The sequence below is a fragment of the Streptomyces sp. NPDC042102 genome (assembly GCF_055582305.1).
Genome location: NZ_JBVJDL010000001.1, coordinates 663,794 through 690,437, shown reverse-complemented (window position 1 = coordinate 690,437; position 26,644 = coordinate 663,794). Strand labels below are relative to the sequence as shown.

Sequence of the window (26,644 nt, the reverse complement as noted above, 5' to 3'; positions counted from 1 at the left end):
GCCGCGGCCGCGCAGCGGGCCGTACGGCTGCCGGCACGCGGTGGCGACGACCGGGCGCTGGCGCGGGCCCGGCGCGCACTGGACGTCGTACGGGTCCTGGAGCGGCACCCGCTGGGGGTGAGCAGCGGACAGCTGGGCCGGGAGGCGGGACTGGCCGGGCCGGAACTCGGGGCGGTGCTGGCGATGCTGTGCGAGGAGGAGTACGCCTACCGGCCGGCCCCGGGCGTCTACGGGCGCGGCCCCGCGCTGGACCGGCTGGCGGCGCCCGGCGGCCACGGCCTGCCGGCCCAGCTCCAGCACACCCTGGCGCTGGCCCGGGACAGCGTGGGCGCGGCCGTGTACCTCAGCCGGTACTCCGAGGGCGAGGTCCGCATCACCCAGATGGCGGACGGGCCCGGTACGCCGCCCGTGCACGAGTGGGTGGACTTCGCCACGGCCGCGCACGCCAGCGCGGTCGGCAAGTGCCTGCTGACGCAGCTCGACCACGACGGGCGGGCCGACCACGTGGCCCGGCACCGGCCGGCCCGGCTGACCTCGCGGACGATCACAGACAGCCGGACGCTGTTCAGCGCCCTGGACGCGCTGGCGCCCGGGGAGCCCGTCTTCGATCTGCGCGAGTACTCCCCCGGCGTGGTCTGCTCGGCCGTCCCGCTCGCCCTCGGGGAGACGGCCGGCAGCCTCGCCCTGTCCCTGCCCGCGGCGCACGCCCACCGGCTGCGCGCGGCGACCGGGCGGCTTCGCCGCAAGGCGGTACCGGTGCTGCTGGCGCTGCTGCTGACCGGAGCGATCCCGCCGGACGCCGACGGCGCGCCGGACGCCGCGGAACCGGACCTGGCCGTGACCCCGCGGACCGTACGGCACCTGCGGAGCATCTTCCGTACGCCGCTGCGGGGTGCGGCGGTGTCGGCGGGCCCGCACCTGGTGAGCGACCCCGCGGCGGCCGCGGCGTACTTCTTCGGCGCGGAGCCGGAGGAGGGCTCCGCGTCACTGGCGCTGCCGCTGACGTACACCCCGTTCGAACCGGCCGGGGACCGCCTCCTGGTGCTCCGGATGTAGGCCCGCCCCAACGCAAAGGAACCCCACCGAAGTGGGGTTCCTGTGTGGTGTCCGAGGGGGGACTTGAACCCCCACGCCCGATAAAGGGCACTAGCACCTCAAGCTAGCGCGTCTGCCATTCCGCCACCCGGACCAGGTGGTCTTCGCGGTTTCCCGCGGCGACATGGACAACAATAGCAGGGGTTCGAGGTGCTCTTCACCCGTATAAGTGGTGGTCAGCTGCGTGCGGGCACCCGTCCCTCCCGTGCCCGCCGGCCCCGGACGGCGGGGCGAGGGTGGACACCGGGGGCGGGGAGGCGGTCGGATGGCCGCGCCTCACACGCTCTCGGGGGGAGTCACCGATGGACACCGAGCACCGCGTCAGCACGCTGGAGCTCTTCTTCGACCTGGTCTTCGTCTTCACCGTCACGCAGCTGACCGTGCTGCTGGCGGACGACCTGTCCTGGCGCGCCGCCGGGCAGGTGCTGCTGATCTTCACGGTGCTGTTCTGGATGTACGGCGGCTACGCGCACCTCACGAACCAGGTGCCCCCGGACCGCACCGGCCGCCGGGTGGCGCTGATGCTGGCGATGGGCGCCTTCATGGTGTGCGCACTGGCGGTGCCGACCGCGTTCGGCACGGGCGGGGTGGCCTTCGGGCTCGGCTACCTGCTCGTCGTCCTCGTCCACGGCGCGCTCTTCACGCAGGCCCACGGCCGGGGCGTGATGTGGTTCGCGCTGCCGAACGTGCTGTGCGCGCTGGCGGTGACGGCGGCCGCCTTCTTCGACGGGCCGCCGGCGCTGGCGCTGTGGCTGCTGGCGCTGGCCTTGCAGTTCGTGACGCCGGTCATCGTGCGGCGGGTGTCGGCCGGCGGCGGGGGCAGGACCGCGGACGCGGACACGGGGGATGCGGGCGCGGGGGACGCGACGGTCGGTGAGCAGCTGGGCGGGATGAGCTCGTCGCACCTGGTGGAGCGGCACGGCCTGCTGCTGATCATCGTGTTCGGTGAGTCGGTCATCGCGATCGGCATCGGTGTCGGGACGCTGGAGCTCGACTTCGGCATCGCCGGGGGCGCCTTCCTCGCGCTGGCGGTCGCGTCGGCCCTGTGGTGGATGTACTTCGTGCGCGACGAGGGCCGGGCGGAGGAGGTGTTCGCCGGGACCGCGCCGCAGGAGCGGTTCAAGCTGGCGATGCGCGCCTACTACTACGCCTTCCTGCCGATGCTGCTGGGCATCGCCGTCTTCGCGGCGGGCGTGAAGAAGAGCATCGGGCACCTCGGCGAGCACCTGCACGCGGGCCCGGCCGTCGCCCTGGCGGGCGGGGTCGCGCTCTATCTGGCCGGTGACATCGCGTTCCGGTCGGCCCTGCGGATCGGGCCGAACGCGTACCGGGCGGGCGCGCTGGTGCTGGCGCTGGCCACCGCGGCGGCCGGGATGCGGGCCGGCGCGGTGTGGCAGCTGGTGGCGCTGGTGATCGTCCTCGTCGCCACCCTGGCCGCAGAGGAACGCCATGGGCGGCGGGCGGCGGCCGCCGGCGGTGTCCCCGGCACCGGCTGATCGGCGGCGCCGGGGCGTCGAGGCGTCGAGGCGTCGAGGCGTCGGGGCGTCAGGAGCGGGGGCCGGTCAGGGGCAGGTGATGACCTGGCCGGCGTACGACAGGTTGCCGCCGAAGCCGAAGAGGAGGACGGGGGCGCCGGAGGCGATCTCGCCGCGCTCGACGAGCTTGGACAGGGCCATCGGGATGCTCGCGGCCGAGGTGTTGCCGGAGTCGACGACGTCACGGGCGACGACCGCGTTCACGGCGCCGATCTTCTGCGCGACCGGCTCGATGATCCGCAGGTTCGCCTGGTGCAGGACGACGGCGGCCAGGTCCTCGGGGGTGATCCCGGCCCGCTCGCACACCTTGCGGGCGATCGGCGGCAGCTGGGTGGTGGCCCAGCGGTAGACGGACTGGCCCTCCTGCGCGAACACGGCCGGGCTGCCCTCGATCCGGACCGCGTGGCCCATCTCGGGCACCGAGCCCCACAGCACCGGGCCGATCCCGGGCTCGGCGCTGGCCTCGACGACGGCCGCGCCCGCGCCGTCGCCGGTCAGCACGCAGGTGGTGCGGTCGTTCCAGTCGGTGATCTCGGTCATCTTGTCGGCGCCGATGACGAGCGCGCGGGTGGCGGAGCCGGCCCGGATGGCGTGGTCGGCGGTGGCCAGGGCGTGGGTGAAGCCCGAGCAGACCACGTTGATGTCCATGACCGCCGGCGCCCCGCCCATGCCCAGCTTGGCGGCGACCCGGGCCGCCATGTTGGGCGAGCGGTCCACGGCGGTGGAGGTCGCGACCAGCACGAGGTCGATGTCGTCGGGGGTCAGGCCCGCGCCCGCGAGGGCCTTGCCGGCCGCCTGCGCCGCCAGCTCGTCGACCGGCTCGTCGGGGCCGGCGATCCGGCGCGTCCTGATGCCGACGCGGGAGCGGATCCACTCGTCGCTGGTGTCGACCATGGCCGCCAGGTCCTCGTTGGTGAGGACCTTCGCGGGCTGGTAGTGCCCGAGCGCCACGACGCGGGAACCGGTCATGGGCGCGGTCGTGGGCGCTGTCGTGGGCGCGGTCATGGGTGGGTTTCCCCCTACGTGCGGAGTCAGGATCACCCAGCTTCGCCTGCTACCAGTGGGTACGGGTGCGTGTGACCCGACAGGATTCGAGCACCCTATTTTGGAGAGTCTCATGGATCTTCCTGGCGTACAGGACAATGGACGCCCCAGGGGCGCGAGGGCTCCATGGGTTGCCTGCACGCGTGGACGAGGGGACGGCTGATCGGCATGGGACGGGTCACCGAGCGTCGGCGTGTCGTCCGGATCCGGGGCGGCGCGGCCGGCGTACGCCCCGACACCCTGGTCGCCGAGGAGCCGCTGGAGATCCGGCTGAACGGCAGGCCCCTGGCCATCACGATGCGCACGCCCGGCGACGACTTCGCGCTGGCCGCCGGTTTCCTCGTGAGCGAGGGCGTGCTCGGCTCGGCGTCGGAGCTGCGGGCGGTCACCTACTGCGAGGGCGCCACCGAGGACGGCTCCAACACCTACAACGTGGTCAACGTGCAGCTGGCCCCCGGCGTGCCCGTGCCCGACATCACGCTCGAACGCAACGTCTACACCACCTCCTCCTGCGGTCTGTGCGGCAAGGCCAGCCTGGACGCGGTACGGACGGCCACCCGCTTCCCGGGGCTCGCTTCCGACCCGGTGCGGATCACCGCCGGGATGCTGGGTGAGCTGCCGGACCGGCTGCGGGCGGCGCAGAAGGTCTTCGACCGCACCGGCGGCCTGCACGCGGCCGCGCTGTTCACGCCGGAGGGCGAGCTGGTCGACGTGAGGGAGGACGTGGGCCGGCACAACGCCGTCGACAAGATCGTCGGGCGGGCGCTCCAGGAGGGGCGGCTGCCGCTGGCGGGTTCGGTGCTGCTGGTGTCGGGCCGGGCCTCGTTCGAGCTGGCGCAGAAGGCGGTGATGGCGGGCATTCCGGTGCTGGCGGCCGTCTCGGCACCGTCGTCGCTGGCCGTGGACCTGGCGCTGGAATCCGGGCTGACGCTGGTCGGCTTCCTGCGGGGCGGCGACATGAACATCTACGCGGGCGAGGAACGCATCGCGCTGCCGGTGGGCTGAGCGCGCCGGTACCGCCGATCAACGCGCTGATCAGCGCCGGCCGGTCCGCCGGGTCCGGCCGGACCGGCGCGACCGGTCCTCGGTCCCGTTCGACGGCGGGTCGATCCGGTGGAGGTCGAGCGTCGCCGGCAGCGGGGTGACGCCCGGCCCGCCCGACAGCGCCCAGTCGATGATCTCGTCGGTGGCCGTGTCGTCCAGGACCCACCCGAACCAGGTCGCGCGGGCGCCGCGTCGGCGGGCCTCCGTGGTGGGCTGGACGACGACCACGTTGGCCTGGGCGCAGGGGCCGAGGCAGTCGGTCGTACGGACGGCCAGGCGTCCCTCGGACGCGGCGGCGGCCGCGCGCAGCCGGGCCAGTTGGCCGGCGTGGTCGGTACCGGCGTTCTTGCGCGGGTCGCCGCAGCAGCAGCCGCGGCAGAGCACCAGGGTGCAGGGGCGTTCGGCGTGGGCCCCTTGGGGACGTATCCAGGTCACCGTCGAACGGTATCGGAGACCTGTTCGGAACCGGGGCGCGGGAGTTGAGGACCGGCCACCGCGTCCATGGCGGCCTCCGGGTCCTGGGCGCGGCGGCGGGCGAGGACCGCGCAGACCATGAGCTGCATCTGGTGGAACAGCATCAGCGGCAGTACGGCGAGGGCCGCCTGCGCGCCGAACAGCACGCTGGCCATGGGGAGTCCGGCCGCCAGGCTCTTCTTGGACCCGGCGAACTGGATGGCGATCCGGTCCTCCCGGCCGAAGCCGAGCCGCCGGGCGCCGTACCAGGTAACCAGCAGCATCACCGTCAGCAGGGCCGCCTCGACGAGCACCAGCGCGCCCAGGCGCGCCACGCCGACCTGGTGCCAGATGCCGGCCACCATGCCCGCGCTGAAAGCGGCGTAGACGACGAGGAGGATCGAGCCGCGGTCGACGAGGCCGAGCACCGGCTTGTGGCGGACCAGGAAGCCGCCGATCCAGCGGCGCAGGAACTGGCCGGCGAGGAAGGGCAGCAGCAGCTGGAGGAGGATCTCGAGGAGGGAGTCGAGGGAGAAGCCGCCGCCGTCGCCGCCGAGCAGGGCGGCCGCGAGCAGCGGGGTGAGGAGGATCCCGGCGAGGGAGGAGAAGGAGCCGGCGCAGACGGCGGCGGGCACGTTGCCGCGGGCCATCGAGGTGAACGCGATCGAGGACTGGATGGTGGACGGCACCAGGCAGAGGAAGAGCAGGCCGCTGTAGAGCGGGGGCGTGAGCAGGGCGGGCACGAGGGCGCGGGCGGCCAGGCCCAGCAGCGGGAAGAGGACGAAGGTGGCGGCGAGGACGGTGAGGTGCAGGCGCCAGTGGCGCAGTCCGTCGAGGGCTTCGCGGGTGGAGAGCCGGGCGCCGTAGAGGAAGAAGAGGAGGGCGACGGCGCCGGTGGCGGCTCCGTCCGCGACGGTGGCCGCCGGGCCCCGGGCGGGGAGGAGGGCGGCGAGGCCGACGGTGGCGAGAAGGGCCAGGACGTACGGGTCCAGCGGCAGCCGGGCCGGCATGCGCAGGCGGCGCGGGCCGGGTATGCGCGTCGGGCCGGGTGTGCGCGGGCGGCTGGGCATGGTGCGGTGCTCACTTGCTGTCGAGGGCGGTGGGGCGGCGTCCCTTCGGCACCCCGTGCCATGGTGACCCTCGGACCCGTGATCGGGAAACCCGTACACCACTCTGACTGTCATCACGCATCGCGATGACCGGCGCTAGGCTGGCCCGTATGTACGATCCCGTCCAGCTGCGGACGTTCCTCACCGTCGCCCAGACGCTCAGTTTCACGCAGGCCGCCGGGCGGCTCGGCGTACGGCAGTCGACGGTGAGCCAGCACGTGCGGCGGCTGGAGGAGGCGACCGGGCGGCCGCTGTTCGTACGGGACACCCACAGCGTGGAGCTGACCGAGGACGGTGAGGCGCTGCTCGGTTTCGCGCAGACCATCCTGGAGGCGCACGAGCGGGCAGCGGCCTTCTTCACCGGGACCCGGCTGCGCGGGCGGCTGCGGTTCGGGGCCTCGGAGGACTTCGTCCTGACCCGGCTGCCGGAGATCCTCGAGTCCTTCCGCCACCAGCACCCCGAGGTGGACCTGGAGCTGTCGGTGGAACTGTCGGGCACCCTGCACGAACGGCTGGACGCGGGGCGGCTGGACCTGGTGCTGGCCAAGCGGCGCGGCCCGGGCGACGAGCGGGGCCGGCTGGTGTGGCGGGACCGGATGGTGTGGATCGGGGCGGAGGGGCTGCGGGTGGATCCCGACCGTCCGGTTCCGCTGATCGTCTTCCCGCCGCCGGGGATCACCCGGGCCCGCGCGCTGGAGGTGCTGGAGCGCGAGGGGCGGGCGTGGCGGATCGCGTGTACGAGCGGCAGCCTGAGCGGGCTGATCGCGGCGGCCCGCGCCGGACTCGGCGTGATGGCGCACACCCGCGGCCTGATCCCGCCGGGGCTGGTCCGGGTGGGCGGGCTGCCGGAGCTGGGGCCGGTGGAGTTCGCGCTGCTCCAGGGACGCAGCGCCGAGCGTGCCGCGGGGGGACGCACCGCGTCGGCGGCGGCCGAGGCGCTGGCGGCGGCGATCCTGTCGGGCGGCGACCGCCTCAGCCGCCCGGCGTGACCCGTCCGGCGTGACCCGTCCGGCGTGACCGGCCCGGCGCGACCCTACGCGTCGTGCGTGGGCCAGCTGGGGCCCTGATCGGTCCAGACGACACCCTTGTTGCGGCAGAGGCAGAAGGGGTGGCCGATGGGGTCGGTGTAGACGCGGAAGCCGTAGCCGTTCGGGCCGACGCAGTCCCGCTGCAGGGTCGCGCCGAGAGCCAGGACCCGGCTCTGCTCGGCCTCCATGTCGTCGACCTCGAAGTCGAGGTGGAACTGCTTGGGGTGCTCGCTGTCGGGCCACTGCGGGGCGCGGTAGTCCTCCACCTGGATGAAGGCCAGTTCGATCTCGCCGAACCGGATGCCGGCCCAGTGCTCGTTGCTGCTCTCCTTGACCGGGAGCCCCGTCACCTCGGAGTAGAAGGCTGCCAGCTTCATCGTGTCCGGGCAGTCGATGATGAAGTCGGTGAGTCGTAGCATCCGGCGATCTTGTCACAAGATCATATGAGCCGGGACCGTGACTCAGGTCACTAGCCGTGGGGGCGGATCTCGCGGGGGCGCGGGATGACGTCGAAGGGGATGTCGCCGGTGTACGCGGAGATGCCCGCGGGCAGGCAGTTCTCCTCGCGGACGGTGGCCAGGCCGTCGCAGTGCTCGGCCCGCAGCTCGAAGAAGACGGTCGTGGTGTGCGTACCGAGGCCCAGGGCCTTCAGGGGCGGCGAGACGATGCCGGAGGACGGCAGGCCGTCGGGCGTGGTGAAGCCGGTGCGCAGCACCTGCTTCTTGGGGTAGGTCAGGCTCCGCTCGTGCGGCGTGCCGATGTCGTGGACGTAGGTGACGCTGACGAACTTGGCGTTGAAGTCGTCGATCGGGTTGCTCCGGTCCGGTCGGTAGCCGGCCGGGTAGCGTGCGCCGCGGGCTCCGGCGGCGGTCGACCATTCCGGGACCACGCGGACCCAGTCCGCCTTGTTGAAGGCGGTCCGGCAGGCGGCGGGGCCGATGATCCGCTGGGTGACGCGGTGGCGCTTGTTGAGGTCGGCGCCGTCGGGGCCCAGGCAGTGCGGGACGACCGGCTTGGTCGCGTGGTCGGTGGCCGCGGCGTGCGGGAGGTGCGAGGCGCGCGGGGTGGCCGCGGCGGACGTGCCTCCCAGGGTCGCGGCCAGCAGCAGGGACGGGACGACGACGGCGAGGACGCGGGATCGTTTCACCGGGCGACCACCTCTCGTATGCGGTGTCGGCGCGTGCGGCCTTCGCCAGCGGACCACGAAGGGCGGCCGCGGTGGCGGCGACATTCCTGCGGGGAGGGCCGGACGGCGGACCGGATCACACGGGCGGACGCCCGGGCACCCGTCCCCATGAAGCGGCGGTGCACGGCTCGCGCAGATCCGGTGGAGATCGGCACGGCCCAGCCCCCACGGCCCTGACCAGTGGTGATGGCTTCGCAACGGATCTCCCGACAGCCTCCCGCCGGGCCCTCCCGTGCTGTACGTTCGCGGCGCTGTACGGAACGTGGTTGTTCCTGGAGGGAGGAGCCGGCCCTTGCGCGAGTTCACCGTCCCGCCCGTCGTCGCGGCCACCGCGGTGGGTGGTCTGGCCGACGTCGTGTTCCAGCATGCCCGGCAGGATCCGGACCGGGTGGTGCTCGGCCGGAAGTCCGGCGGGGCGTGGCGGGACGTGACGTCCGGTCAGCTGTGCGCGGAGGTGCTGGCGCTCGCGAAGGGCCTGCTGGCGCAGGGGGTGGGGTTCGGGGAACGGGTCGCGGTGATGGCCCGCACCCGGTACGAGTGGACGCTGTTCGACTTCGCGCTGTGGGCGATCGGGGCGCAGCCCGTACCGGTCTATCCGTCGTCCTCGGCCGAGCAGGTGTACTGGATCCTGCACGACTCCGGCTGCGTGGCGTGCCTGGTGGAGGACGAGGACCAGGCGATGACGGTCGGCTCGGTCGTCGACCGGCTGCCGCGCCTGCGCCGGCTGTGGCAGCTCGACGCCGGGGCCGTGGAACAGCTGGAGGCGGACGGGCGGGCGGTCTCGGAGGACGTCGTGCACCGCCACCGGAGCGCCGTCACCCCGGACGCGGTGGCGACCGTGATCTACACGTCGGGGACCACGGGACGCCCGAAGGGCTGCGTCCTGACGCACGGCAACTTCATGTACGAGACGGACACGATGGTGCGGCGATGGGAGTCGGTCTTCCAGGCCGGCCCGGGCGAGACGCCCTCCACTCTCCTCTTCCTCCCGCTGGCGCACGTCTTCGGCCGGATGGTGGAGGTCGCGGCGGTCCGCTCGCGGGTCAAGCTGGGGCACCAGCCGGTGCTGGCGGCGGCGGAACTGCTGCCCGACCTGGCGGCGTTCCGGCCGACGTTCGTGCTCGGGGTGCCGTACGTCTTCGAGAAGGTGTTCGCGGCGGCGCGCCGCAAGGCGGAGACGGAGGGGCGCACGGGTCCCTTCGACCGGGCGGTGGAGACGGCCGTGCGGTACGCGGAGGCGCGCGAGCAGAAGGCGTTCGGGACCGGGCCGGGGCCGTCGGCGGGGCTGCGGATGGAGCACCAGCTGTTCGAGAAGCTGGTGTACGGCAAGGTGCGTGAGGCGATGGGCGGGCAGGTGCGGCACGCGATGTCGGGCGGGTCGGCGATGTCGCGGCGGCTCGGGCTGTTCTTCGACGGCGCCGGGATCACGGTCTTCGAGGGCTACGGGCTGACGGAGTCGTGCGCGGCGGCCACCGCGAACCCGCCGGGCGCCACGAAGTACGGCACGGTGGGCCGCCCGATCCCGGGCAGCACCGTCCACATCGCCGAGGACGGGGAGGTGTGGCTGCACGGGCCGCACGTCTTCTCCGGCTACCTCAACGACCCGCGGGCGAGCGAGGCGGTGCTGCGGGACGGCTGGCTGGCCACGGGCGACCTGGGGCGGCTGGACGAGGACGGCTACCTGACGATCACGGGCCGGAAGAAGGACATCCTGGTCACGTCGAACGGCAAGAGCGTCTGCCCGGGCCCCCTGGAGGAACACGTCCGCTCCCACCCGCTGGTCTCGCAGTGCGTCCTGGTCGGCAACGACCGCCCGTACATCGCGGCCCTGATCACCCTGGACCTGGAGGGCGTGGCCCACTGGCTCTCGATGCGCGGCCGGCCCCAGATGTCGGCGTCCCAGCTGGTCGACGACCCGGACCTGACGGCGGAGGTCCGCCGCGCGGTGGTGGCGGCGAACACCCTGGTCTCCCAGGCCGAGTCGATCCGCACGTTCCGCGTCCTGGCGGACCAGTTCACGGAGGAACGCGGCATGCTGACCCCGTCGCTGAAACTGAAACGCCGGGCGATCGAAAAGGCGTACGCATCCGAAGTCGCGGACCTGTACGGGGTGGTGGGATGACACGGGGCGGCGGGACGGGTGTGGCGGTGGAGTTGCTGGGAGCCTGGCGGGCGCCCGGAGGACGGCTTCGAGACCTCGTGGGACAAGGGCGATGTCGCCGGATGGGTCCACCCCTACGCGGGCGGGATCCGGGTCGAGCCCCCCGTCCGCCTTCCTGCCCGGGATCGAGTCCTCAACGGTCCTGGCACCGCGCCTGACCGAGGTCCCGGGCACGGACGCCGACGCCGACGCCGACGAGTTCGTCGCCTTCAAGAAGTGGTCCCTGGACGGCCGCCCTCTGGTGGCGGGTGTCATCCAGGAGGACGCCGAACTACCGGTCCGTGTCATCGTCGCGCTGGAGGACACACACTCCAGCTGACGGTTCGTCATTTTACCTTGGCGTTGATATTGACGATGCGTCAGGTCGCGCACAGAATGCGGGGATTCCGACCCTAGGGGGAGCTCCCATGCCGCGTTCGATCCGTACGCTGGCCGCCGCCGTGGCCGTGTTCGCGCTGGTGTCCGGGTGCAACTCGGCCTCCTCCGGTGGCTCTTCCGGGAAGGGCGGGGGTGGGGGCGGGGACGTGCGGGGGGTGTCCGCTACCTCGATCAAGGTCGGGGGGATCGTGTCGATGACCAGTGCCAGCGGATACAGCAAGAAGGACACCGATCTCGGGGCCAAGGCGCGGTACATGCGGGCCAATGCCGAGGGCGGGATTCACGGGCGGAAGATCGAGTACCTCGGGGCCGAGGACGACGGGCAGGATCCCGGGAAGAACCTCGCGGCCGCGCGCAAGCTCGTGCAGCAGGACAAGGTGTTCGCCGTGGCGCCGATGAGCTCCGTCACGTTCTCCGGCGCCGACTTCCTGGAGCAGGAGAAGGTGCCGACCTTCGGGTGGGGGACGCTGCCCTCGTTCTGCGGGCCCCGGTACATCTACGGGTTCAACGGATGCCTGGTGCCCAGCCCCGGCGGGACGATCAACCAGACCTGGCCCGAGGGCATCGCCACCGTGCTGGGCGGAGCCCAGGGCAAGTCGGTGGCGGTCATCGCCAACGACAGCGACGCCGGGAAGTTCGGCATCCGCACCTTCTCGCAGGGCTTCGCGGCGGCCGGGTTCAAGGTCGCGTACGCCAAGCCGTCCGTACCGGGCACGGCCGTGCCCAGCGACTGGTCGGCGTACGTGAAGGAGATCCTCAGCAGTAACGAGGGGAAGGCGCCCGACGCGGTGGTGTCGGTGATGCAGACGCCGGCCAACATCGGACTGTTCACGGCGCTGAAGCGGGCGGGGTACAAGGGGCTGTTGTCCGACCCCACCGACTACGACCCCGGGCTGCTCGCCAAAGACGCCACCAAGCAGGCGCTGGACGGGGTGCACGTGCTGCTGCAGTTCATGCCGTTCGAGTCCACCGATCCGAAGATGGAGCAGTTCAAAGCCGATATCAGGGCGGTGGGGGGTGGGGAGGATGTGCCGCTGAACATGCATATGTTGACCGGGTACATGTCCGCCGATCTGTTCGTCTCCATCGCGCGGACCGCCGGCAAGGACCTGACGGTGGAGTCCTTCCAGGCCGCCGCCCAGGGCTTCTCCGACACCGGCACGCTGGTCGGCGACCGGGCGCTGCCGAAGGGGCAGAAGGACAGCTTCGGCTGCGGGGCGCTCGTCCAGCTGAGGAACGGGGCGTACGAGGTCTCCGTCCCGTTCAAGTGCCACCAGCCCATTCCCTTCAAGTAGGCGATGACGAAGTCGGGTTGTCGTGGGGGATCTGCTGGTCTTCGTGTTGAGCGGGCTGGTGTCCGGGGCCCTGTACGCGTTGCTCGCCACCGGGCTGGTGCTGTCGTACTCCGCGTCCGGGCTGTTCAACTTCGCGCACGGCGCCACCGCGTACGTCTGTGCCCTCACCTTCTACGAGCTGCACTCGGGGCTGGGCTGGCCGGCGGTGCCCGCCGCGCTGCTGGTCGTCTGCGTGCTGGCGCCGGGGCTCGGGTGGGCGCTGGACCGGCTGATGTTCCGCAAGCTGGCGCGCGTCGGCGAGACGGCGCAGATCGTGGCGACCATCGGTCTGCTGGTCGCGCTGCCGGCCGCCGGGCTGTGGGCGGTGGAGCTGCTGACGGAGGCGGGGGCGCCGGTCAAACCGGCGGAGAACCAGTTCGGGCTGCCGGGGGTGGGGCCGAGTCCCGCGAAGTCCTGGCAGCTGGCGGAGGGCGTCGGCATCGACTCCGACCAGCTGATCACATGGGTGGTGACGGCGGTGGTGGCGGTGGCCCTGTGGGTGCTGCTGCGGCACACCCGGCTGGGGCTGCAGCTGCGGGCCGCCGTCGACAACCGCTCGCTGACCGAGCTGCGCGGGATCAGCGCCGACCGGCTGTCGTCGCTGGCCTGGATGATCGCCTCGGGGCTGGCCGGGCTCGCGGGGGTGCTGGCGACGCCGCTGCTGGGGCTGTCCGCGCACGACTTCACGCTGTTCCTGTTCGTGTCGGCGACGGCGGCGGTGATCGGGCGGTTCGCCTCCGTGCCGCTGGCGTTCGCCGGCGGGCTGGGGCTAGGGGTGCTGCAGAACCTGGTGGCCGGGTACGCGTCGTTCGCGGAGGGGATCACCGGCTTCCGTACGGCGGTGCCGTTCCTGATCCTGTTCGGCGGGCTGCTGGTGCTCACGCGTCGGGCGCGTACGGCCGGGACGGCGGCCTCGGACCCGCCGCCGCTCGATCATCTGGCGGGCGCGTCGTGGGGACGGCGCTGGGGCTGGTGGGCCGGGGCGGCGGTGGCGGTGTGCGTGGCGCTGTACACGGTCACGACCCCGTTCTGGAGCGGGCTGCTCGCGCAGGGGCTGGCGATCTCGCTGGTCTTCCTGTCCTTCACGGTGGTGACCGGGCTGGGCGCGATGGTCTCGCTGGCGCAGGCGACGTTCGTGACGGGCGCGGCGCTGGTGGCCGGGCTGCTGATGAGCCGGGGCTGGCCGTTCGTGGCGGCGCTCGTGGTCGGTACGTGCGCGGCCGCGCTGCTGGGGGCGCTGGTGGCGCTGCCGGCGCTGCGGCTGGGCGGGCGGTCGCTGGCGCTCGCCACGCTGGCGCTGGCGTTCCTGGCGGACCAGGTGCTGTTCCAGATGCGGTGGCTGCGCAACGGGGACGCGGGGTGGGCGGTGCCGCGGCCGGTCTTCGGTCCGGTGGACCTGTCCGACGACCGGGCGATGGGGGTGGCGATGGTCGTCCTCGTCGCCGTGGTGGCGGCGGGGCTGACGCGCTTGCGGAACTCGCCGGCGGGGCGGGCGATGCTGGCGGTCCGCTCGGCGCCGGCGGCGGCGATGGCGTCGGGGGTGTCGGTCGTACGGACGAAGCTGGTGCTGTTCACGGTGTCGGCGGGGCTGGCGGGGTTCGGGGGCGTGCTGTACGCGTCGTACAACACGCGGATCACGGCGACCGACTTCACGGCGATGACGGGGCTGGTGTGGCTGGCGGTGGTCGTGGCGGCGGGGGTGCGGCGGCCGCAGTACGCGGTGGTGGCGGGGCTGGTGTTCGCGCTGGCGCCGCGGGTGATGGCGGACTACGTGACGTCGTCGGCGCATCTGCCGGTGATCTTGTTCGGGTTGGCGGGGCTGGCGCTGGCCAATGATCCGGACGGGTACTGCGCGGCGGGCTCCTTGCGGAGGGCTCGGCGGAGGGTCGGGGGACGGTCCCGGGGCGCTGCCCCGGACCCCGCGCCTCAAACGCCGGCGGGGCTGGAGGTGGGGCCGGCGGCCGTGGGAGGCGGGTCGGCGAAGCCGAACGCTGCGCGGACGGACGGGGACCAGCAGCCGAGCCGGGGCGCCCTACCGCCTCGGGGCTCCGCCCCGAACCCCGCGCCTCAAACGCCGGCGAGGCTGGAAAAGGGGGCGGTTGGTGGGGGTGTGGGAGGTGTGCGGTTGGAGTTGCGGGGGGTGGGGGCCGGGTATGACGGGGGGCTGGTGCTGCACGGTGTCGATCTCGCCGTGCGGGCCGGGGAGATCCTGGCCGTCCTCGGGCCCAACGGGGCCGGGAAGAGCACCGCGTGCCGGGTCGCCGCCGGGCTGCTGCCCGTGAGCCGCGGCCGCGTGTACGTCGGCGGGCGCGACGCCACCGGGGACGGTCCCGTACGGCGCGCCCGGGCGGGGGTGCTGCTCGCGCCCGAGGGGCGGGGGATCTTCCCCTCCCTCACCATCGACGAGAACCTCGCCCTCCAGCTGCGCGACCCGCACGCCCGCGACGCCGTGTACGACCGCTTCCCGCGGCTGCGCGAGCGCCGTACCGTCGCCGCCGGCTCGCTGTCGGGCGGCGAGCAGCAGATGCTCGCCCTCGCCCCGCTCCTCCAGCGCCCGCCCGCCGTCCTGATCGCCGACGAGCCCTCGCTCGGTCTCGCGCCGCGCGTCGTCGACGAGGTGTACGCCCTGCTGGCCGAGTTGCGGGCAGCCGGTACCGCGCTGCTCCTCGTCGAGGAGAAAGCCGCCGAGATCCTCGGTGTCGCCGACACCGTCGCCTACCTCGCCGAGGGCCGGGTCGCCTGGTGCGGCCCGCGCGCCGAGGTGGAGACGGACCGGCTCACCGAGGCCTACCTGGGGATGGCCACATGAGTGAGGGGTACGGGCGCGGGGGTGTGGAGGGATCCCGGGCACGGGAGAGAGTCGGGGAAGGGGGCGGGGAAGTGGGCGGGGAAGGGGTCGGGGCCCGGGACGGGTACGTGTTGGAGGCGCGGGGTGTCGGCGTTCGGTTCGGTGGGGTCCGGGCTCTGACCGACGTCTCCCTCGGTGTCCGGCCCGGTGAGATCTGCGGGCTCATCGGGCCGAACGGCGCCGGGAAGACCACCCTGTTCGACGTCCTGTCCGGCATCCGCCGCCCCGACCAGGGCCGGCTGCTGCTCGACGGCGCCGACATCACCCGCCGCTCCCCCGTCTGGCGGGCCCGGCACGGGATGCGCCGGACCTTCCAGCGGCAGCAGCTCTTCGGCCAGCTCAGCGTGGCCGACAACCTGCTCGTCGCCCAGGAGTGGCGCGGCGGACTCCGGGGGCGCCGGCACAAGGAGCGGGTCCGGCGGGAGCGCGCCGGGCAGGTCCTGGCCGACTGCGGGCTCGGCGCGCTGGCCGCCGCGTACGCCGGTGGCCTGCCCGTCGGCCGGGCCCGCATGGTCGAACTGGCCCGCGCCGTCGCCGACCCGCCCCGCGTGCTGCTGCTCGACGAGCCGGCGTCCGGCATGTCCGCGGCCGAGCGCGCGCAGCTGGCGGCGGTCGTACGGCGGCTCGCGCGCGAGGAGGGGTGCGCCGTGCTGCTCGTCGAGCACAACGTGGCCTTCGTGATGGAGCTGTGTGCACGGGTCGTCGTCCTGGACCTGGGCACCGTGCTCGCCGAGGGCGCGGCTGCCGACGTACGGGCGAACCCGCTCGTCCGGGAGGCGTACCTGGGCGCCGCGTGAGATCGCGGCCGCCGGCAGCGGGAATAGGGTCCCCGGGTGTCCGGTTGTCGCCCGTCGTACGGCACCCCGTACGACAGTTCGTACGGCGCTCCGTACGACGTTCCGCCGACGACGTGACATGAGGAAACGACCCCACGTGAACCAGGTCCCCACGCTTCCCCTCAACAACGGCACCCGCATGCCCCAGCTCGGCTTCGGCGTCTGGCAGATCCCGGACGACGAGGCCGAGCGGTCGGTCGCGAGCGCGCTCGAGGCCGGCTACCGCAGCATCGACACCGCCGCGGTCTACGGCAACGAGGCGGGCACCGGCCGCGCGCTGGCCGCCGCCGGGGTGCCGCGCGAGGAGCTGTTCGTCACCACCAAGCTGTGGAACGGCCCGTCGGAGACCTGGGGCCGGGACAACGTGCTGCGCGAGTTCGACGCCTCGCTCGCCAAGCTGGGCCTGGACCGGATCGACCTGTACCTCATCCACTGGCCGCGCCCGATGCGCGACGACTTCCTCACCATCTGGAAGACGTTCGAGGAGATCGCCGCGAGCGGCCGCGCCAAGGCCGTCGGCGTGTCGAACTTCCGTACCGCCGACCTGGAGCGGCTGACCGCCGAGAGCCCGCTGGTCCCGGCGGTCAACCAGATCGAGCTGCACCCGCTGTTCCCGCAGGCCGAGCTGCGCGCGCTGCACGCGAAGCTCGGCATCGCGACCGAGGCCTGGTCGCCGCTGGGGCAGGGCAAGGAGCTGCTGACGCTGCCCGAGGTCGCCGCGGTGGCGCACAAGCACGGGCGTTCGGCGGCGCAGGTGGTGCTGCGCTGGCACGTGCAGCACGGCATCATCGCCATCCCGAAGTCGGTGACGCCGTCGCGGATCCGGGAGAACCTGGACGTCTTCGGCTTCGAGCTGGACGCGGACGACCTGGCGGCGCTGGACGCGCTGGGCGCGTCGGGCGCGGGCCGCCGGATCGGCCCGGACCCGGCCCACTTCGACGTCTGAGGGGCGGGGGCGCACGCGTGGGCGGGAAGTCCGGGGCGGGGACCTACCTCGTACGTCATGTCGCGGACGGTCTGGTGCTGGAGGTGGACGCCGCGGGGCGGCGGGGCGGGGGCAGCGGTACGCGGGTCCGGGTCGGCCCGGAGGGCCCGCCGGCGCTGCCGGACGCGCAGCGGTGGGAGATCGTGCCGGTGCACAGCGGCGGTGCGGTCTTCCACGTCGTGAACGTGCACAGCGGCAAGCGGCTGGATGTCGCGAACGCCTCGGCGGATCCGGGCACCCGGATCCAGCTGTGGAAGGCGAACGGTTTCGGCGCGCAGGAGTGGCTGGTCGAGGAACACCTCGACCAGCCGGGCGTGGTGTCGCTGATCGCGTGCATCAGCGGGCTGCCGCTGGATGTGGACGCGGAGGGGTACGCCCGCCAGGAGGAGGAGACGGACTCCCCGTCCCAGTGGTGGCGCCTGGAACCGGCCTGACGGCGGGGCGGGGCGCAGGAACGGCGCGGGACAGCCGGCCCGTACGGCTGCGGGCGGTGCGGGGCGGGAGGGGCGGGAGGGGCGGCGGCTCCGGGGCGGGCCCGCTCACGTGCGGGCGAACGCCTGTACCCGGTACGTCGGGTCCGGGCGGCTCGTGTCCGGGGAGGGGAGCGACCTCAGAGCCGCGGCCAGGGCCTGCGGGGTGATGCCCCGGGGGCTGATCCGGGAGGCGTAACGGCCGGCCAGCAGGGACTCCGCCGCGCCGTTCGGGGTGCGGCCCTGGCCGTGGCCCGTGAAGCGGGTCTCGCCGCAGGGGCGCAGGCCCGCCGCCGCGGCGTACGCGGTGACCGCATCCGACGCGTCCGCCGGGTGCTGCGTCAGGTGCGGCGCGAGGACGTCGTCGATGTCGCAGCCGACGTCGTGCGCGGCGTCCTTGTCCACCGTGGTGACGAACACCCCGCCCGGCCGCAGCACCCGCCCGGCCTCGGCGACCACCTCCCGTACGGCCCCCGGCTCGCGCAGCAGGTGCAGCAGCCAGATCGCGCTGACCGCGTCCACGGCGCCGTCGCGCAGCGGCAGCCGGGTGCCCGACGCCCGCACGACCGCCGTACCCCGCCGGGCGGCCATCGCGGCCATCCCGGCCGAGGCGTCCACGCCGAGCACCCGCAGCCGCGGGCGGGCGGCGGCCAGCCGGGTGGTGACGATGCCCGTGCCGCAGCCGAGGTCCAGCAGGGCGCGGGTGGCCGCCGGGAGCAGGCCGAGGACGGCCGCGGCGGCCGCCGCCGCGCGCGGCTCACCGCCGCGCGTGGCGTCGTACGCGGCGGCCGCCGCGTCGTAGTCGACCAGCGGGGCCGGCAGCGGATCGCGTATCGGCATCAGCTCGCGCCGTGCGCCGGAGCGATGCTCTCGACCCGCTGGGCGAGTTCGAAGTCGGTGTCGGTCACGGCGTCGCCCGCGCTGTGGGTGTTCACCGACATCCGGACCGTGTTGTACCCGAGCGTCAGGTCCGAGTGGTGGTTCAACTCCTCCTGCACCGAGGCGATGTGGACGACCAGGGCGCTGGCCGCGACGTGCCCGCCCAGCCGGTAGGTCCGGACGATGCGGTCGTCCTCGAAGGCCCAGCCCGGCAGTTCCCGCAACCGGTCCTCGATCTCCTTCTGCGACAGCGGCTCACTCATCTGCGGCTCCTTCCCCGTGACGTGCTGTCAAGGTTCCCACAGCACAGCCCTGGGGGAGCGTTTCGCGCCATAGTGCGGGCGGGTCCTCCCGCGCCTTCCGTGACCACGGTGGCACCCCTATGCTCCTGCGCCGGATGCGAAGGTTACCGGCGGTAAGGAGGGGACCGGGCATGACAGGCAGCACCATCGACACGGACCACGGCGGCAGCGGCACCGGGGCGGCGAGCGGCACCGGGGCGGCGAGCGGCGGCGGCACCAGGGCCGCGAGGGACGGGGCCACGGGCGGCTCCCGGCGTACGTTCCTCGCCGGCGCCGCGGCGGCGGTCGGCGCGGCGGGCGCCGCCGGCACGCTGGCCGGCGCGACCCCGGCCGCAGCCGCCACCGCGGCACCGGCCCCGGCCGCCGCACCCCGCCACGTCGCCGTCCTCGGCGGCGGCGTCGCCGGGCTGACCGCCGCGCACGAGCTCGCCGAGCGCGGCTACCGGGTCACCGTGTACGAGCGCCGGGCGCTGGGCGGCAAGGCGCGCAGCATGGACGTACCCGGCAGTGCCCGCGGCGGCCGCCGGCCGCTCCCCGCCGAGCACGGCTTCCGCTTCATCCCCGGGATCTACCACAACCTGCCCGACACGATGCGGCGCATCCCCTTCCCCGGCAACGCGGGCGGCGTGTGGGACAACCTGGTCGCCCCGCCCGAGATGATGTTTGCCCGCGCGGGCGGCCGCGAGGAGCTGCGCGCGCCCATCCCGTGGCCCGGCCACACCGGCGCCGACCTCACGCTCGACGAGGTCCGCCGGATGGTCAGCGGATTCCTGCAGACCCTGGTCCGGCTCCCGCTCCACGAGAGCGCCTACTTCCTGGACCGCGTCGCCGTCTTCCTGACCAGCTGCGACGAGCGCCGCGACCAGGTCTGGGAGCACACCCCCTGGTGGGACTTCGTGCGCGCCGCGCAGATGTCGTCCGAATACCAGCGCATCCTCGCCGTCGGCATCACCCGCAACATCGTGGCGACCAAGGCCGAGGAGGCCTCCACGCGTACGGTCGGCACACTCGGCGAGGCCTTCGTCTTCAACGCGCTCGGCCGCGGCGCCGACGGCCCGCCGGACCGGATCCTGAACCTGCCCACCAACGAGGCCTGGATCGACCCCTGGGAGACCCATCTGCGCTCGCTCGGCGTGGAGTTCCGGATCGGCTGGACCGTACGGGAGGTGCTGTACGGCGGCGGCCGGATCACCGGGGTCGCCGTCGAGGACGAGGCGGGCGGCCGCCGCACGGTCACCGCCGACCACTACGTCAGCGCGATGCCCGTCGAGCACGCCCGCCGCACCTGGGGACCGGGGCTGCGTGCCGCCGACCCGATGCTGGCGCGCTGCGACCGGCTCCAGACGGACTGGATGACGGGCATCCAGTTCTACCTGACCGAACGCGCCCCGCTCGTCCACGGACACATCAACTGCATCGATTCCCCGTGGTCGTTGACGGCCATTCAGCAGGCGGAACACTGGCCGGCCCGCGACTTCCCCGCCGACTACGGCGACGGCGCCGCCGTCGACTGCCTCTCGGTGGACATCTCCGAGTGGGACAAGCCGGGGATCCTGTACGGCAGGACCGCCAAGCAGTGCACCCGCGACGAGGTGGCCCGCGAGGTGTGGGCGCAGCTGAAGGCCTCGCTCAACGACACCGGCCGGACGCTGCTGCGCGACGGGGCGCTGCACTCGTGGTTCCTGGATCCGGGCGTGGACGGCCTGGGCACCCCGAACCCCACCAACCAGGACGAGTTGCTGATCCACCCGGTCGGTACGTTCCACAACCGGCCGAGCGCCCGGACCGCGGTCCCCAACTTCTTCCTGAGCGGGGACTACGTCGCGGTCGACATCGACCTGGCGACGATGGAGGGCGCGAACGCCTCGGCCCGCGCCGCCGTCAACGCCCTGCTGGACCGGGACGGTTCAGCGGCCGCGCGGTGCACGGTGACGGGGATGTACCGGGCCCCGGAGATCGAGGCCCTGCGCCGCCACGACCGGTGGCGCTACCGGCTCGGCCTGCGCAACGTCTTCGACGTCGGCTGACGGCTCTGCAGCCGCGGCTCGGCGGCTCGGCTACGGTCGTACGCATGACGACCACGACGTCCGTCGGCAGCCTGCTCCGCACCTGGCGGGAGCGGCGCGGCATCAGCCAGCTGGAGCTGGCGGGCCGCGCCGACTCCTCCTCCCGGCACATCAGCTTCATCGAGACCGGCCGCTCCCGTCCCAGCGAGGAGATGGTGCTGCGGCTGGCGGACCGCCTCGACGTGCCGGTGCGCGAGCGCAACGCGCTGCTGCTGGCGGCCGGCTACGCCCCGGTCTACGCGCAGACCCCGCTCGACGACCCCTCGATGGGGACGCTGCGCGAGGGTCTGGAGCGGCTGCTGACCGGCTACGAGCCGTACCCGGCGCTGATCGTGGACGGCACCTATCACGTGATCGCCGCCAACCGGGGCATCCTGATGCTGCTGGACGGGCTGCCCGAGCACCTGCTGGCCCCGCCGCTGAACGCGATGCGGATCACGCTGCACCCCGAGGGCCTGGCGCCGAGGATCGTCAACTTCAAGGAGTGGCGCGGACATCTGCTGGCCCAGATGGAACGGCAGATCGCGCTGGCCCGCTCCGAGCCGCTGCGCGCCTTGTACGAGGAGGTCGCGGCGTACCCGGTCCCGGACCGTCCGGGGGACGCCGAACCGGCCGAACCGGTGCCGTACTTCGCGCTGCCGCTGGTGATCGAGCACGACGGGCAGGTGCTGTCGTTCGTGTCGTCCATCTCCACGTTCAACACGCCGATGGACGTGACCGTCGCCGAGCTGGCCATCGAGACGATGCTCCCGGCCGACCCGGCGACGGTGAAGTACCTGCGCTCACTCGGAGGCTGAGCGCAGCGCGAGCTGCTGCAGCACGGCGAACGTCGCGACGGTGAGGGCCTGCGCCGGGATCCACACGGTCCCGGCGGTGGTCGGCTCGAGCCAGGCCACGAGGGCGACCAGACTGGCCACGGCCCAGACGTAGTTGGTCTCGATCACGGCCTTGACCGCGCCGGCGGCGGGCCGCTGCCGCGAGGCCAGCCAGCCGACCCCGGCGCCGTACGCGACGAGCAGCAGGCCGAGGTCCAGCAGCAGTCCCTGCCCGATCCCGAGCAGCCGCCCGAGCGGCGCCGCGAAGGCGACGTAGGCCAGCCCGTTGGCGGTGGTGACGACGGAGTCGAGGGCGAGGAACCGCCGCAGCGCGACCTGCGGCCGGTCGGTACGGGCGATGCTGCCGAGCAGGGTTGCGGACATGACGGATCAGCCTCCATCGAGGGTCGGATGCGCAAGGGGAACCGGGAACCGGCCCCCGGAGGGCGAGTGCGCGCCCTCCGGGACCCGATGCCCCTACCTTGCCGCCCGGCCCGTGACCTGGTCGATTACTTCACAGGTAATGCCCGTGGGCCGGGTCCGGCAGCCACGCGGGGGCGGGGGCGCCTGCCACGTCGAGGCCACGCACGAAGAGGTCGTCGGGCTGCTTGAGCCGGCCGGCCGCCGCCCAGACGCGGCCGAGGACAAGGAGTGCACCGGACTGCCCTGCGTCGACGGCGGCGAGGGCGGTCCGTTCGGCCGGCGCCTGTTCCCCGGCAGCCTCGTGGTCGAAAGCGAGTTTCTCCAATGCGGGCAGATGGCCGCCGGCTACTGCGGCTCGGTACAGGCGCAGCGCCTCCTCCCTGTCGCCGCTGTCCCGCCAACGCAGCAGCTCCGCCAGCACGGTGGTGGCGTGCAGATCGCCCTCAGCGGCAGCCTGCCGCCATACCGCCACATCCATCTCGGCCGCGTTCTCCGCCTCAGCCGCTCCGGCGAGCATCATGAGGGCGGTGAGCCGGCCGACATAACGCCACCAGGGCAGATTGACCATCTGTGAGGGCGGCAGTCCGCCCAGGTCGGCAGCCTGGCGAAGGATCCTCTCGCCTTCCACCGGGTCCTCGTTCATCACTTCCTGGCCCAGGAACGCCATCGTCGAGTAGCTGCCGGCCGCTGCCGCCTCCCATGCCGCGGCTTCGGCTCCGGCCACATCGCCCCGCCGCATGCGCTGGTCGGACAGTTCCACGGCCGCCGCATGGTGCCCCGCGGCAATCGCTCTCCGAAACAGCTCCTCCGCACCGTCCACGTCACCGGCCTTCATACGGCCGCTCGCGAGCTGTGTGAGGGCGTCCAGGTCACCGCTGTCCGCAGCGGCCCGGATCAGCCTCTCGCTCTCCGCGCTGTCGGTTGTGTACTGCTTGTCGGCCAGAAGCAGCATGGCCTCCGTGTTTCCGGCGCGGGCCCCCTCGCGGGCGTACCGTTCGGCCTGGTCGTAGTTTTCGTGCTCGTGGTGCCAGTACGCCAGGTCGGTCAGAGCGCCGGAGTCACCGAGCTGGTGCGCCTTGTCGATGAGCGCAACAGCAGCCTCATCGTGGCCCCGCTCCCATCGCAGCCGGGCCATCTCGACCCACCCACGAGGGTTCCCCTCCTCCCCCGCCCGCCGGAACAGCGCGTCGGCGAGCGCGAACCGGCTCCGGTCCTCCGCGGAGCCGCCCAGGGCGAGAAGGTCCGCAGGGCCGGTCACGTGCGCCAGTACGGCGTCCCAGAACCCCTGCGGCGGGAAGATCCGCGCCCGGGTGAGGCGTCCGTGGTGGTCGAGGAAGTCGGCCAGCCGCCGTACGCCGGGCTCGGCACCCATGCCCCCGGCTGCCACGACACCGCTGAGCGGCCGGACAACACCCCGGATCTCCGTCTCGGCGAAGGCGAGCGCGCGGTCGAACCAGTCGGGCGGGGCCGCGGCCCGCTGGGTCTCGGTCAGGTAGGCCGGAGCCGCCGCTTCCAGCAGACCCAACGGGAGCGCCGCGCCGTGGCCCAGCCGCCGGACGTCCATGGCCGCCGTCAGGACGGCCCGGCCGTAGCAGGCAGATCCGCCGTCGGCGGACTCGTAGTGCTCCACGAGCTGAGGGGCCGCGGCCAGGGTCTGGGTGATCGCCCCGTCCCGGCCGGTCAGCAGGGCCAGTTCGAGGGACGTGTCGCGGCCCGCGCCAGCCTCCTTGACCGCCTCTTGCGAGAACGCGGCGGGCACGTGGAAGACAGCTGCCTGGGTCAGCAGCGCCCGGACCTGGCGGTGGGGGTCCTCACGCGGCCCCTCCGGGCGTTCGGAGAGCCGCCGCACGTGTTCGGGCCACATGGTCATCAGGACCACGAAGGGCCGGTCCGTCTCCAGCAGCCGGCGCAGCCGCAGCGCGGCGGGCTCGCTGTGCGGGCCGGTGAAGACGTTCTGTGCCTCGTCCAGCCAGAGCACCAGATGCGGATCCAACGCGCCGGCATCGAGCCCTTCCAGCAGTTCGAGCAGGCTCTCCGCGCTCTTCGGGAAGGCCAGTCGCCAGTCGCCGAGGCACGACCTGATCGCCTCGTAGCCCGTACGGGACTTACCGGTGCACGATTCTCCCTGCACCAGCACGACCGCGGGCCGGCCGGCGTCGGCCGCCCGCGTGAGGCAGGTACGCAGGGCCCGGTCGTGATCGCGGACGACGTACTCGGGCAGGACGAACCGCGCCGGGTCCGCCTCCCGCGCGCCCGGGACCGCCGGATGGACCCCGAGCAGACCAGGCTGCCAATCGGCGACGGGGCGAGGTCGGTCGAAGGGCGCAGCCGCCCGATGGACGGCGGGACACCGGGCAGGGTCCGGCAGCTCGGGACCGCTCCCTGTGGTGCGCGGAGCGCCGTGCACGAGTTCCTGCGCCTCGCGCACGGCGGCGGCGAGGTCCGCCGACCCGCGTCCTGACTGCCCCATGCGCTCCCCGCCGTGCCCCGCTCCCGGATCCACCAGGATGCCGTATCCCTGCGGCATGGGAAACGCCGGACGCCCCCGGGCCGTACCCGGCCGGGGGCGTCGGGTCAGCGCGTACGGGTCAGAGCAGGTCCGACAGGGCCAGGCCCGCCTGGGTGGCGGCGGCCTGGACCGTCTGTTCCAGGAGGACCGCGATCGTCATCGGGCCGACGCCGCCCGGGACCGGGGTGATCAGGGAGGCGCGTTCGGCGGCCGAGGCGAAGTGGACGTCGCCGACGTTGCCCTCGTTGTAGCCGGCGTCCAGGACGACCGCGCCCGGCTTGATGTCCTCGCCGCGGATGAACTCGGCCTTGCCGACGGCGGCGACCAGCACGTCCGCCTGGCGCACGATCGAGGAGAGGTCCTGGGTGCGGGAGTGGCAGTAGGTGACGGTGGCGTTCTGCTCCAGGAGCAGCATGCCGGCCGGCTTGCCGAGGATCGCGCTGCGGCCGACGACGACCGCGTGCTTGCCGGTGAGGTCGACGTCGTACTCCTCCAGCAGGCGCATGATGCCGCCGGGGGTGCAGGAGACGAAGCCCGGCAGGCCGAAGCCCATCGCGGCGAAGGAGTGCATGGTGACGCCGTCGACGTCCTTGCCCGGGGCGATGGCCTCGAAGGCGGCGCGCTCGTCGATGTGGTGCGGGACCGGGTGCTGGAGCAGGATGCCGCTGATCTCCGGGTCCTCGGAGAGGCCGGTGATCACCGCGACCAGCTCCTCCGTCGTGGTCTCCGCCGGGAGGGCGACGTGGCGGGAGGTGATGCCGGCCTTGGCGCAACGGTTCTGCTTCATCCGTACGTAGGTCACGGACGCCGGGTCCTCGCCGACCAGGACGGTCGCGAGGCAGGGCGCGGTACCGGTGCGGGCGGTGAGCGCGGCGGCGTAGCGGGCCGTCTGCTCGCTGATGCGGCGGGCGACGGCGGTGCCGTCCATCAGCCGGGCGGAAGGGGTGGCGGAGGCGGCGGTGGGGGTGGCCTGGGCGGTCGTCTGGGCAGTCGTCACGGGATCTCCTGAGCGTCGCTGCGGATCGCGGTTCGCGGTAGCGGTTCGCCCAGGCGCGCGGCAGCAGGCATTACCCGGGGTTACGCGAGGTGCCTCCGAGTACGCCGGGCCGCTCCCCGGTGGTGATCCACCCAAGCGCCAGTCACGGCCCGCTGCCCACTGTAGTCGACGCCGTCCGGCCCGGGCCGGACCCGGTCGGCCCCGCACCGGACGGGCCCGTCCGGTGCGGGGCTCCCGCCGGTCCGCTTATCCGGTGGAGAGCTCGCGCCCCAACTGGGACGATCAAGACATGACACCCACTTTCGACCATCTCGTGGCCGAGGCCGAGTCGGTCTCGGTGGACGGCTGGGACTTCTCCTGGCTGGACGGCCGGGCCAGCGAGCAGCGTCCCTCCTGGGGCTACCAGCGCCTCCTGGGGCAGAAGCTCGCCGGCGTGCGCGCGGCCCTGGACATCCAGACCGGCGGGGGCGAGGTCCTCGCCGGTGCGATCGGCGCGGGCGGGCCGCCGCTGATGGCGGCCACCGAGTCCTGGCCCCCGAACGTCGACCGGGCGACCCGGCTGCTGCACCCGCTGGGCGCGGTCGTCGTCGCGGACACCGACGAGCCGCCGCTGCCCTTCGGAGACGCGGCCTTCGACCTGATCACCAGCCGCCATCCGGTCACCATCTGGTGGGAGGAGATCGCCCGGGTCCTCAAGCCCGGCGGGACCTACTTCTCGCAGCAGGTCGGGCCGGCGAGCGTCTTCGAGCTCGTCGAGTACTTCCTGGGCCCGCAGCCCGAGGAGGTCCGGCGGGCCCGGCACCCCGACGACGCGGCCGCCGACGCCGCCCGGGCCGGCCTGGAGGTGGTGGACCTGCGTTCGGAACGGCTGCGGACGGAATTCGGTGACATCGGGGCCGTGATCTACTTCCTGCGGAAGGTGATCTGGATGGTGCCGGGCTTCACGGTCGGCCACTACCGGGACCGGCTGCGGGAGCTGCACGAACAGATCGAACGGGAGGGCCCGTTCGTCGCGCACACCGCCCGCTTCCTCATCGAGGCCCGTAAAACGGGATGATGGAGGAGACTGGACATCGGTTGCGTCTCGACAGCGTGGCGCAGGTCACTCAATTCAGCGCGTAACGAATCGACTCGGGCATGCGATGAA

General features: G+C 73.3%; 23 protein-coding genes, 1 tRNA gene, 2 pseudogenes and 1 riboswitch. Of the genes and pseudogenes, 15 read left to right on the top strand and 11 right to left on the bottom strand.

Annotated features, from left to right (window positions below; genetic code table 11):
- Positions 1 to 27: 27 nt before the first annotated feature.
- A pseudogene (locus ACZ6KO_RS02835) lies at positions 28 to 777 on the top strand (IclR family transcriptional regulator domain-containing protein); the annotation flags it as partial.
- A 324-nt stretch (positions 778 to 1,101) separates the two neighbouring features.
- On the opposite strand, the gene ACZ6KO_RS02830 reads toward ACZ6KO_RS02835, so the two are convergent.
- A tRNA-Leu gene (locus ACZ6KO_RS02830) sits at positions 1,102 to 1,189 on the bottom strand.
- Positions 1,190 to 1,397: 208 nt separating this feature from the next.
- Here ACZ6KO_RS02830 and ACZ6KO_RS02825 point away from each other — a divergent pair.
- Positions 1,398 to 2,591 carry a low temperature requirement protein A gene (locus ACZ6KO_RS02825; protein ID WP_469299123.1) on the top strand — a complete coding sequence of 398 codons (1,194 nt, stop codon included), beginning with the start codon at positions 1,398 to 1,400 and terminating at the stop codon, positions 2,589 to 2,591.
- 66 nt (positions 2,592 to 2,657) lie between these two features.
- Here ACZ6KO_RS02825 and ACZ6KO_RS02820 read toward each other — a convergent pair whose 3' ends face one another.
- On the bottom strand, positions 2,658 to 3,599 hold the full coding sequence (locus ACZ6KO_RS02820) for a beta-ketoacyl-ACP synthase III (RefSeq protein ID WP_469299121.1): 942 nt from the start codon (positions 3,597 to 3,599) through the stop codon (positions 2,658 to 2,660).
- Positions 3,600 to 3,842: 243 nt separating this feature from the next.
- Between ACZ6KO_RS02820 and fdhD the strand changes: the two genes are divergently transcribed.
- Positions 3,843 to 4,679: a formate dehydrogenase accessory sulfurtransferase FdhD gene (fdhD, locus tag ACZ6KO_RS02815; RefSeq protein WP_469299118.1), complete on the top strand. Its 837-nt coding sequence runs from the start codon at positions 3,843 to 3,845 to the stop codon at positions 4,677 to 4,679.
- A 30-nt stretch (positions 4,680 to 4,709) separates the two neighbouring features.
- On the opposite strand, the gene ACZ6KO_RS02810 is transcribed toward fdhD, so the two are convergent.
- Both ACZ6KO_RS02810 and ACZ6KO_RS02805 read right to left on the bottom strand, forming a co-directional pair.
- Complete coding sequence (locus tag ACZ6KO_RS02810) at positions 4,710 to 5,153, bottom strand: (2Fe-2S) ferredoxin domain-containing protein (RefSeq protein ID WP_469299116.1); 444 nt, start codon at positions 5,151 to 5,153, stop codon at positions 4,710 to 4,712.
- The gene (locus ACZ6KO_RS02805) at positions 5,150 to 6,181 is read right to left on the bottom strand and encodes a bile acid:sodium symporter family protein (RefSeq protein ID WP_469301494.1); all 1,032 of its coding nucleotides are present in this window, start codon (positions 6,179 to 6,181) and stop codon (positions 5,150 to 5,152) included. Before ACZ6KO_RS02805 ends, ACZ6KO_RS02810 begins: the two co-directional genes overlap by 4 nt.
- A gap of 209 nt (positions 6,182 to 6,390) precedes the next feature.
- On the opposite strand from ACZ6KO_RS02805, the gene ACZ6KO_RS02800 reads away from it, so the two are divergent.
- Positions 6,391 to 7,269 (top strand): LysR substrate-binding domain-containing protein, encoded by an 879-nt coding sequence (locus ACZ6KO_RS02800; RefSeq protein ID WP_469299114.1) that lies wholly within the window; start codon positions 6,391 to 6,393, stop codon positions 7,267 to 7,269.
- A 44-nt stretch (positions 7,270 to 7,313) separates the two neighbouring features.
- On the opposite strand, the gene ACZ6KO_RS02795 is transcribed toward ACZ6KO_RS02800, so the two are convergent.
- Together ACZ6KO_RS02795 and ACZ6KO_RS02790 are read right to left on the bottom strand one after the other, a co-directional pair.
- A complete protein-coding gene (locus ACZ6KO_RS02795) occupies positions 7,314 to 7,727 on the bottom strand; it encodes a VOC family protein (protein WP_469299112.1) in 414 nt (137 codons plus the stop codon).
- 50 nt (positions 7,728 to 7,777) lie between these two features.
- Positions 7,778 to 8,455: a hypothetical protein gene (locus tag ACZ6KO_RS02790; protein WP_469299110.1), complete on the bottom strand. Its 678-nt coding sequence runs from the start codon at positions 8,453 to 8,455 to the stop codon at positions 7,778 to 7,780.
- Between the two features lie 331 nt (positions 8,456 to 8,786).
- On the opposite strand from ACZ6KO_RS02790, the gene ACZ6KO_RS02785 reads away from it, so the two are divergent.
- The 8 genes and pseudogenes from ACZ6KO_RS02785 to ACZ6KO_RS02750 all read left to right on the top strand — a co-directional run bounded on the left by ACZ6KO_RS02785 (position 8,787) and on the right by ACZ6KO_RS02750 (position 17,470).
- Entirely contained in the window at positions 8,787 to 10,616 is a 1,830-nt protein-coding gene (locus tag ACZ6KO_RS02785; protein ID WP_469299108.1) for an AMP-dependent synthetase/ligase, read from the top strand.
- Between the two features lie 91 nt (positions 10,617 to 10,707).
- Positions 10,708 to 10,974 (top strand): hypothetical protein, encoded by a 267-nt coding sequence (locus ACZ6KO_RS02780; protein ID WP_469299106.1) that lies wholly within the window; start codon positions 10,708 to 10,710, stop codon positions 10,972 to 10,974.
- A gap of 88 nt (positions 10,975 to 11,062) precedes the next feature.
- Positions 11,063 to 12,328, top strand: coding sequence for an ABC transporter substrate-binding protein (locus ACZ6KO_RS02775; RefSeq protein WP_469299103.1), 1,266 nt, complete (start codon positions 11,063 to 11,065; stop codon positions 12,326 to 12,328).
- 22 nt (positions 12,329 to 12,350) lie between these two features.
- Positions 12,351 to 15,176, top strand: a complete 2,826-nt coding sequence (locus ACZ6KO_RS02770) for an ABC transporter permease subunit (RefSeq protein ID WP_469299101.1) — start codon at positions 12,351 to 12,353, stop codon at positions 15,174 to 15,176.
- Between the two features lie 146 nt (positions 15,177 to 15,322).
- Positions 15,323 to 15,775, top strand: a pseudogene (locus tag ACZ6KO_RS02765) (ATP-binding cassette domain-containing protein); the annotation flags it as partial.
- Positions 15,776 to 15,793: 18 nt separating this feature from the next.
- The gene (locus ACZ6KO_RS02760) at positions 15,794 to 16,012 is read left to right on the top strand and encodes an ABC transporter ATP-binding protein C-terminal domain-containing protein (protein WP_469301492.1); all 219 of its coding nucleotides are present in this window, start codon (positions 15,794 to 15,796) and stop codon (positions 16,010 to 16,012) included.
- Positions 16,013 to 16,148: 136 nt separating this feature from the next.
- Positions 16,149 to 16,997 carry an aldo/keto reductase gene (locus tag ACZ6KO_RS02755; RefSeq protein WP_469299098.1) on the top strand — a complete coding sequence of 283 codons (849 nt, stop codon included), beginning with the start codon at positions 16,149 to 16,151 and terminating at the stop codon, positions 16,995 to 16,997.
- A 17-nt stretch (positions 16,998 to 17,014) separates the two neighbouring features.
- Positions 17,015 to 17,470: an RICIN domain-containing protein gene (locus ACZ6KO_RS02750; protein ID WP_469299096.1), complete on the top strand. Its 456-nt coding sequence runs from the start codon at positions 17,015 to 17,017 to the stop codon at positions 17,468 to 17,470.
- A gap of 105 nt (positions 17,471 to 17,575) precedes the next feature.
- On the opposite strand, the gene ACZ6KO_RS02745 is transcribed toward ACZ6KO_RS02750, so the two are convergent.
- Both ACZ6KO_RS02745 and ACZ6KO_RS02740 read right to left on the bottom strand, forming a co-directional pair.
- On the bottom strand, positions 17,576 to 18,346 hold the full coding sequence (locus tag ACZ6KO_RS02745) for a class I SAM-dependent methyltransferase (RefSeq protein ID WP_469299094.1): 771 nt from the start codon (positions 18,344 to 18,346) through the stop codon (positions 17,576 to 17,578).
- Positions 18,346 to 18,648, bottom strand: coding sequence for a 4a-hydroxytetrahydrobiopterin dehydratase (locus ACZ6KO_RS02740; RefSeq protein WP_469299092.1), 303 nt, complete (start codon positions 18,646 to 18,648; stop codon positions 18,346 to 18,348). The genes ACZ6KO_RS02745 and ACZ6KO_RS02740 overlap by 1 nt, the downstream gene beginning before the upstream one ends.
- 170 nt (positions 18,649 to 18,818) lie before the next feature.
- On the opposite strand from ACZ6KO_RS02740, the gene ACZ6KO_RS02735 reads away from it, so the two are divergent.
- Positions 18,819 to 20,714, top strand: a complete 1,896-nt coding sequence (locus ACZ6KO_RS02735; RefSeq protein ID WP_469299090.1) for a hydroxysqualene dehydroxylase — start codon at positions 18,819 to 18,821, stop codon at positions 20,712 to 20,714.
- Between the two features lie 44 nt (positions 20,715 to 20,758).
- Positions 20,759 to 21,550: a helix-turn-helix domain-containing protein gene (locus ACZ6KO_RS02730; protein WP_469299087.1), complete on the top strand. Its 792-nt coding sequence runs from the start codon at positions 20,759 to 20,761 to the stop codon at positions 21,548 to 21,550.
- On the opposite strand, the gene ACZ6KO_RS02725 is transcribed toward ACZ6KO_RS02730, so the two are convergent.
- The 3 genes from ACZ6KO_RS02725 to ACZ6KO_RS02715 all read right to left on the bottom strand — a co-directional run bounded on the left by ACZ6KO_RS02725 (position 21,536) and on the right by ACZ6KO_RS02715 (position 25,428).
- Entirely contained in the window at positions 21,536 to 21,952 is a 417-nt protein-coding gene (locus ACZ6KO_RS02725; protein ID WP_469299084.1) for a hypothetical protein, read from the bottom strand. The genes ACZ6KO_RS02730 and ACZ6KO_RS02725 overlap by 15 nt on opposite strands.
- Before the next feature lie 130 nt (positions 21,953 to 22,082).
- Positions 22,083 to 24,461, bottom strand: coding sequence for an SEL1-like repeat protein (locus tag ACZ6KO_RS02720; RefSeq protein WP_469299082.1), 2,379 nt, complete (start codon positions 24,459 to 24,461; stop codon positions 22,083 to 22,085).
- 118 nt (positions 24,462 to 24,579) lie between these two features.
- On the bottom strand, positions 24,580 to 25,428 hold the full coding sequence (locus ACZ6KO_RS02715) for a bifunctional 5,10-methylenetetrahydrofolate dehydrogenase/5,10-methenyltetrahydrofolate cyclohydrolase (protein ID WP_469301489.1): 849 nt from the start codon (positions 25,426 to 25,428) through the stop codon (positions 24,580 to 24,582).
- A gap of 109 nt (positions 25,429 to 25,537) precedes the next feature.
- Positions 25,538 to 25,653: riboswitch (ZMP/ZTP riboswitch) on the bottom strand.
- Between the two features lie 133 nt (positions 25,654 to 25,786).
- Here ACZ6KO_RS02715 and ACZ6KO_RS02710 point away from each other — a divergent pair.
- Positions 25,787 to 26,554 (top strand): methyltransferase domain-containing protein, encoded by a 768-nt coding sequence (locus tag ACZ6KO_RS02710; protein ID WP_469299080.1) that lies wholly within the window; start codon positions 25,787 to 25,789, stop codon positions 26,552 to 26,554.
- The last annotated feature ends 90 nt before the right edge of the window (positions 26,555 to 26,644 follow it).

Bases quoted from the DNA above. Each gene is read 5' to 3' on its own strand.
- ACZ6KO_RS02730 (WP_469299087.1), top strand. From the start codon at position 20,759: ATGACGACCACGACGTCCGTCGGCAGCCTGCTCCGCACCTGGCGGGAG.
- ACZ6KO_RS02795 (WP_469299112.1), bottom strand. From the start codon at position 7,727: ATGCTACGACTCACCGACTTCATCATCGACTGCCCGGACACGATGAAG.
- ACZ6KO_RS02780 (WP_469299106.1), top strand. From the start codon at position 10,708: ATGTCGCCGGATGGGTCCACCCCTACGCGGGCGGGATCCGGGTCGAGC.
- ACZ6KO_RS02800 (WP_469299114.1), top strand. From the start codon at position 6,391: ATGTACGATCCCGTCCAGCTGCGGACGTTCCTCACCGTCGCCCAGACG.
- ACZ6KO_RS02745 (WP_469299094.1), bottom strand. From the start codon at position 18,346: ATGCCGATACGCGATCCGCTGCCGGCCCCGCTGGTCGACTACGACGCG.
- ACZ6KO_RS02805 (WP_469301494.1), bottom strand. From the start codon at position 6,181: ATGCCGGCCCGGCTGCCGCTGGACCCGTACGTCCTGGCCCTTCTCGCC.
- fdhD (WP_469299118.1), top strand. From the start codon at position 3,843: ATGGGACGGGTCACCGAGCGTCGGCGTGTCGTCCGGATCCGGGGCGGC.
- ACZ6KO_RS02725 (WP_469299084.1), bottom strand. From the start codon at position 21,952: ATGTCCGCAACCCTGCTCGGCAGCATCGCCCGTACCGACCGGCCGCAG.
- ACZ6KO_RS02715 (WP_469301489.1), bottom strand. From the start codon at position 25,428: ATGGACGGCACCGCCGTCGCCCGCCGCATCAGCGAGCAGACGGCCCGC.
- ACZ6KO_RS02820 (WP_469299121.1), bottom strand. From the start codon at position 3,599: ATGACCGGTTCCCGCGTCGTGGCGCTCGGGCACTACCAGCCCGCGAAG.
- ACZ6KO_RS02720 (WP_469299082.1), bottom strand. From the start codon at position 24,461: ATGGGGCAGTCAGGACGCGGGTCGGCGGACCTCGCCGCCGCCGTGCGC.
- ACZ6KO_RS02825 (WP_469299123.1), top strand. From the start codon at position 1,398: ATGGACACCGAGCACCGCGTCAGCACGCTGGAGCTCTTCTTCGACCTG.
- ACZ6KO_RS02760 (WP_469301492.1), top strand. From the start codon at position 15,794: ATGTCCGCGGCCGAGCGCGCGCAGCTGGCGGCGGTCGTACGGCGGCTC.
- ACZ6KO_RS02775 (WP_469299103.1), top strand. From the start codon at position 11,063: ATGCCGCGTTCGATCCGTACGCTGGCCGCCGCCGTGGCCGTGTTCGCG.
- ACZ6KO_RS02740 (WP_469299092.1), bottom strand. From the start codon at position 18,648: ATGAGTGAGCCGCTGTCGCAGAAGGAGATCGAGGACCGGTTGCGGGAA.
- ACZ6KO_RS02710 (WP_469299080.1), top strand. From the start codon at position 25,787: ATGACACCCACTTTCGACCATCTCGTGGCCGAGGCCGAGTCGGTCTCG.
- ACZ6KO_RS02735 (WP_469299090.1), top strand. From the start codon at position 18,819: ATGACAGGCAGCACCATCGACACGGACCACGGCGGCAGCGGCACCGGG.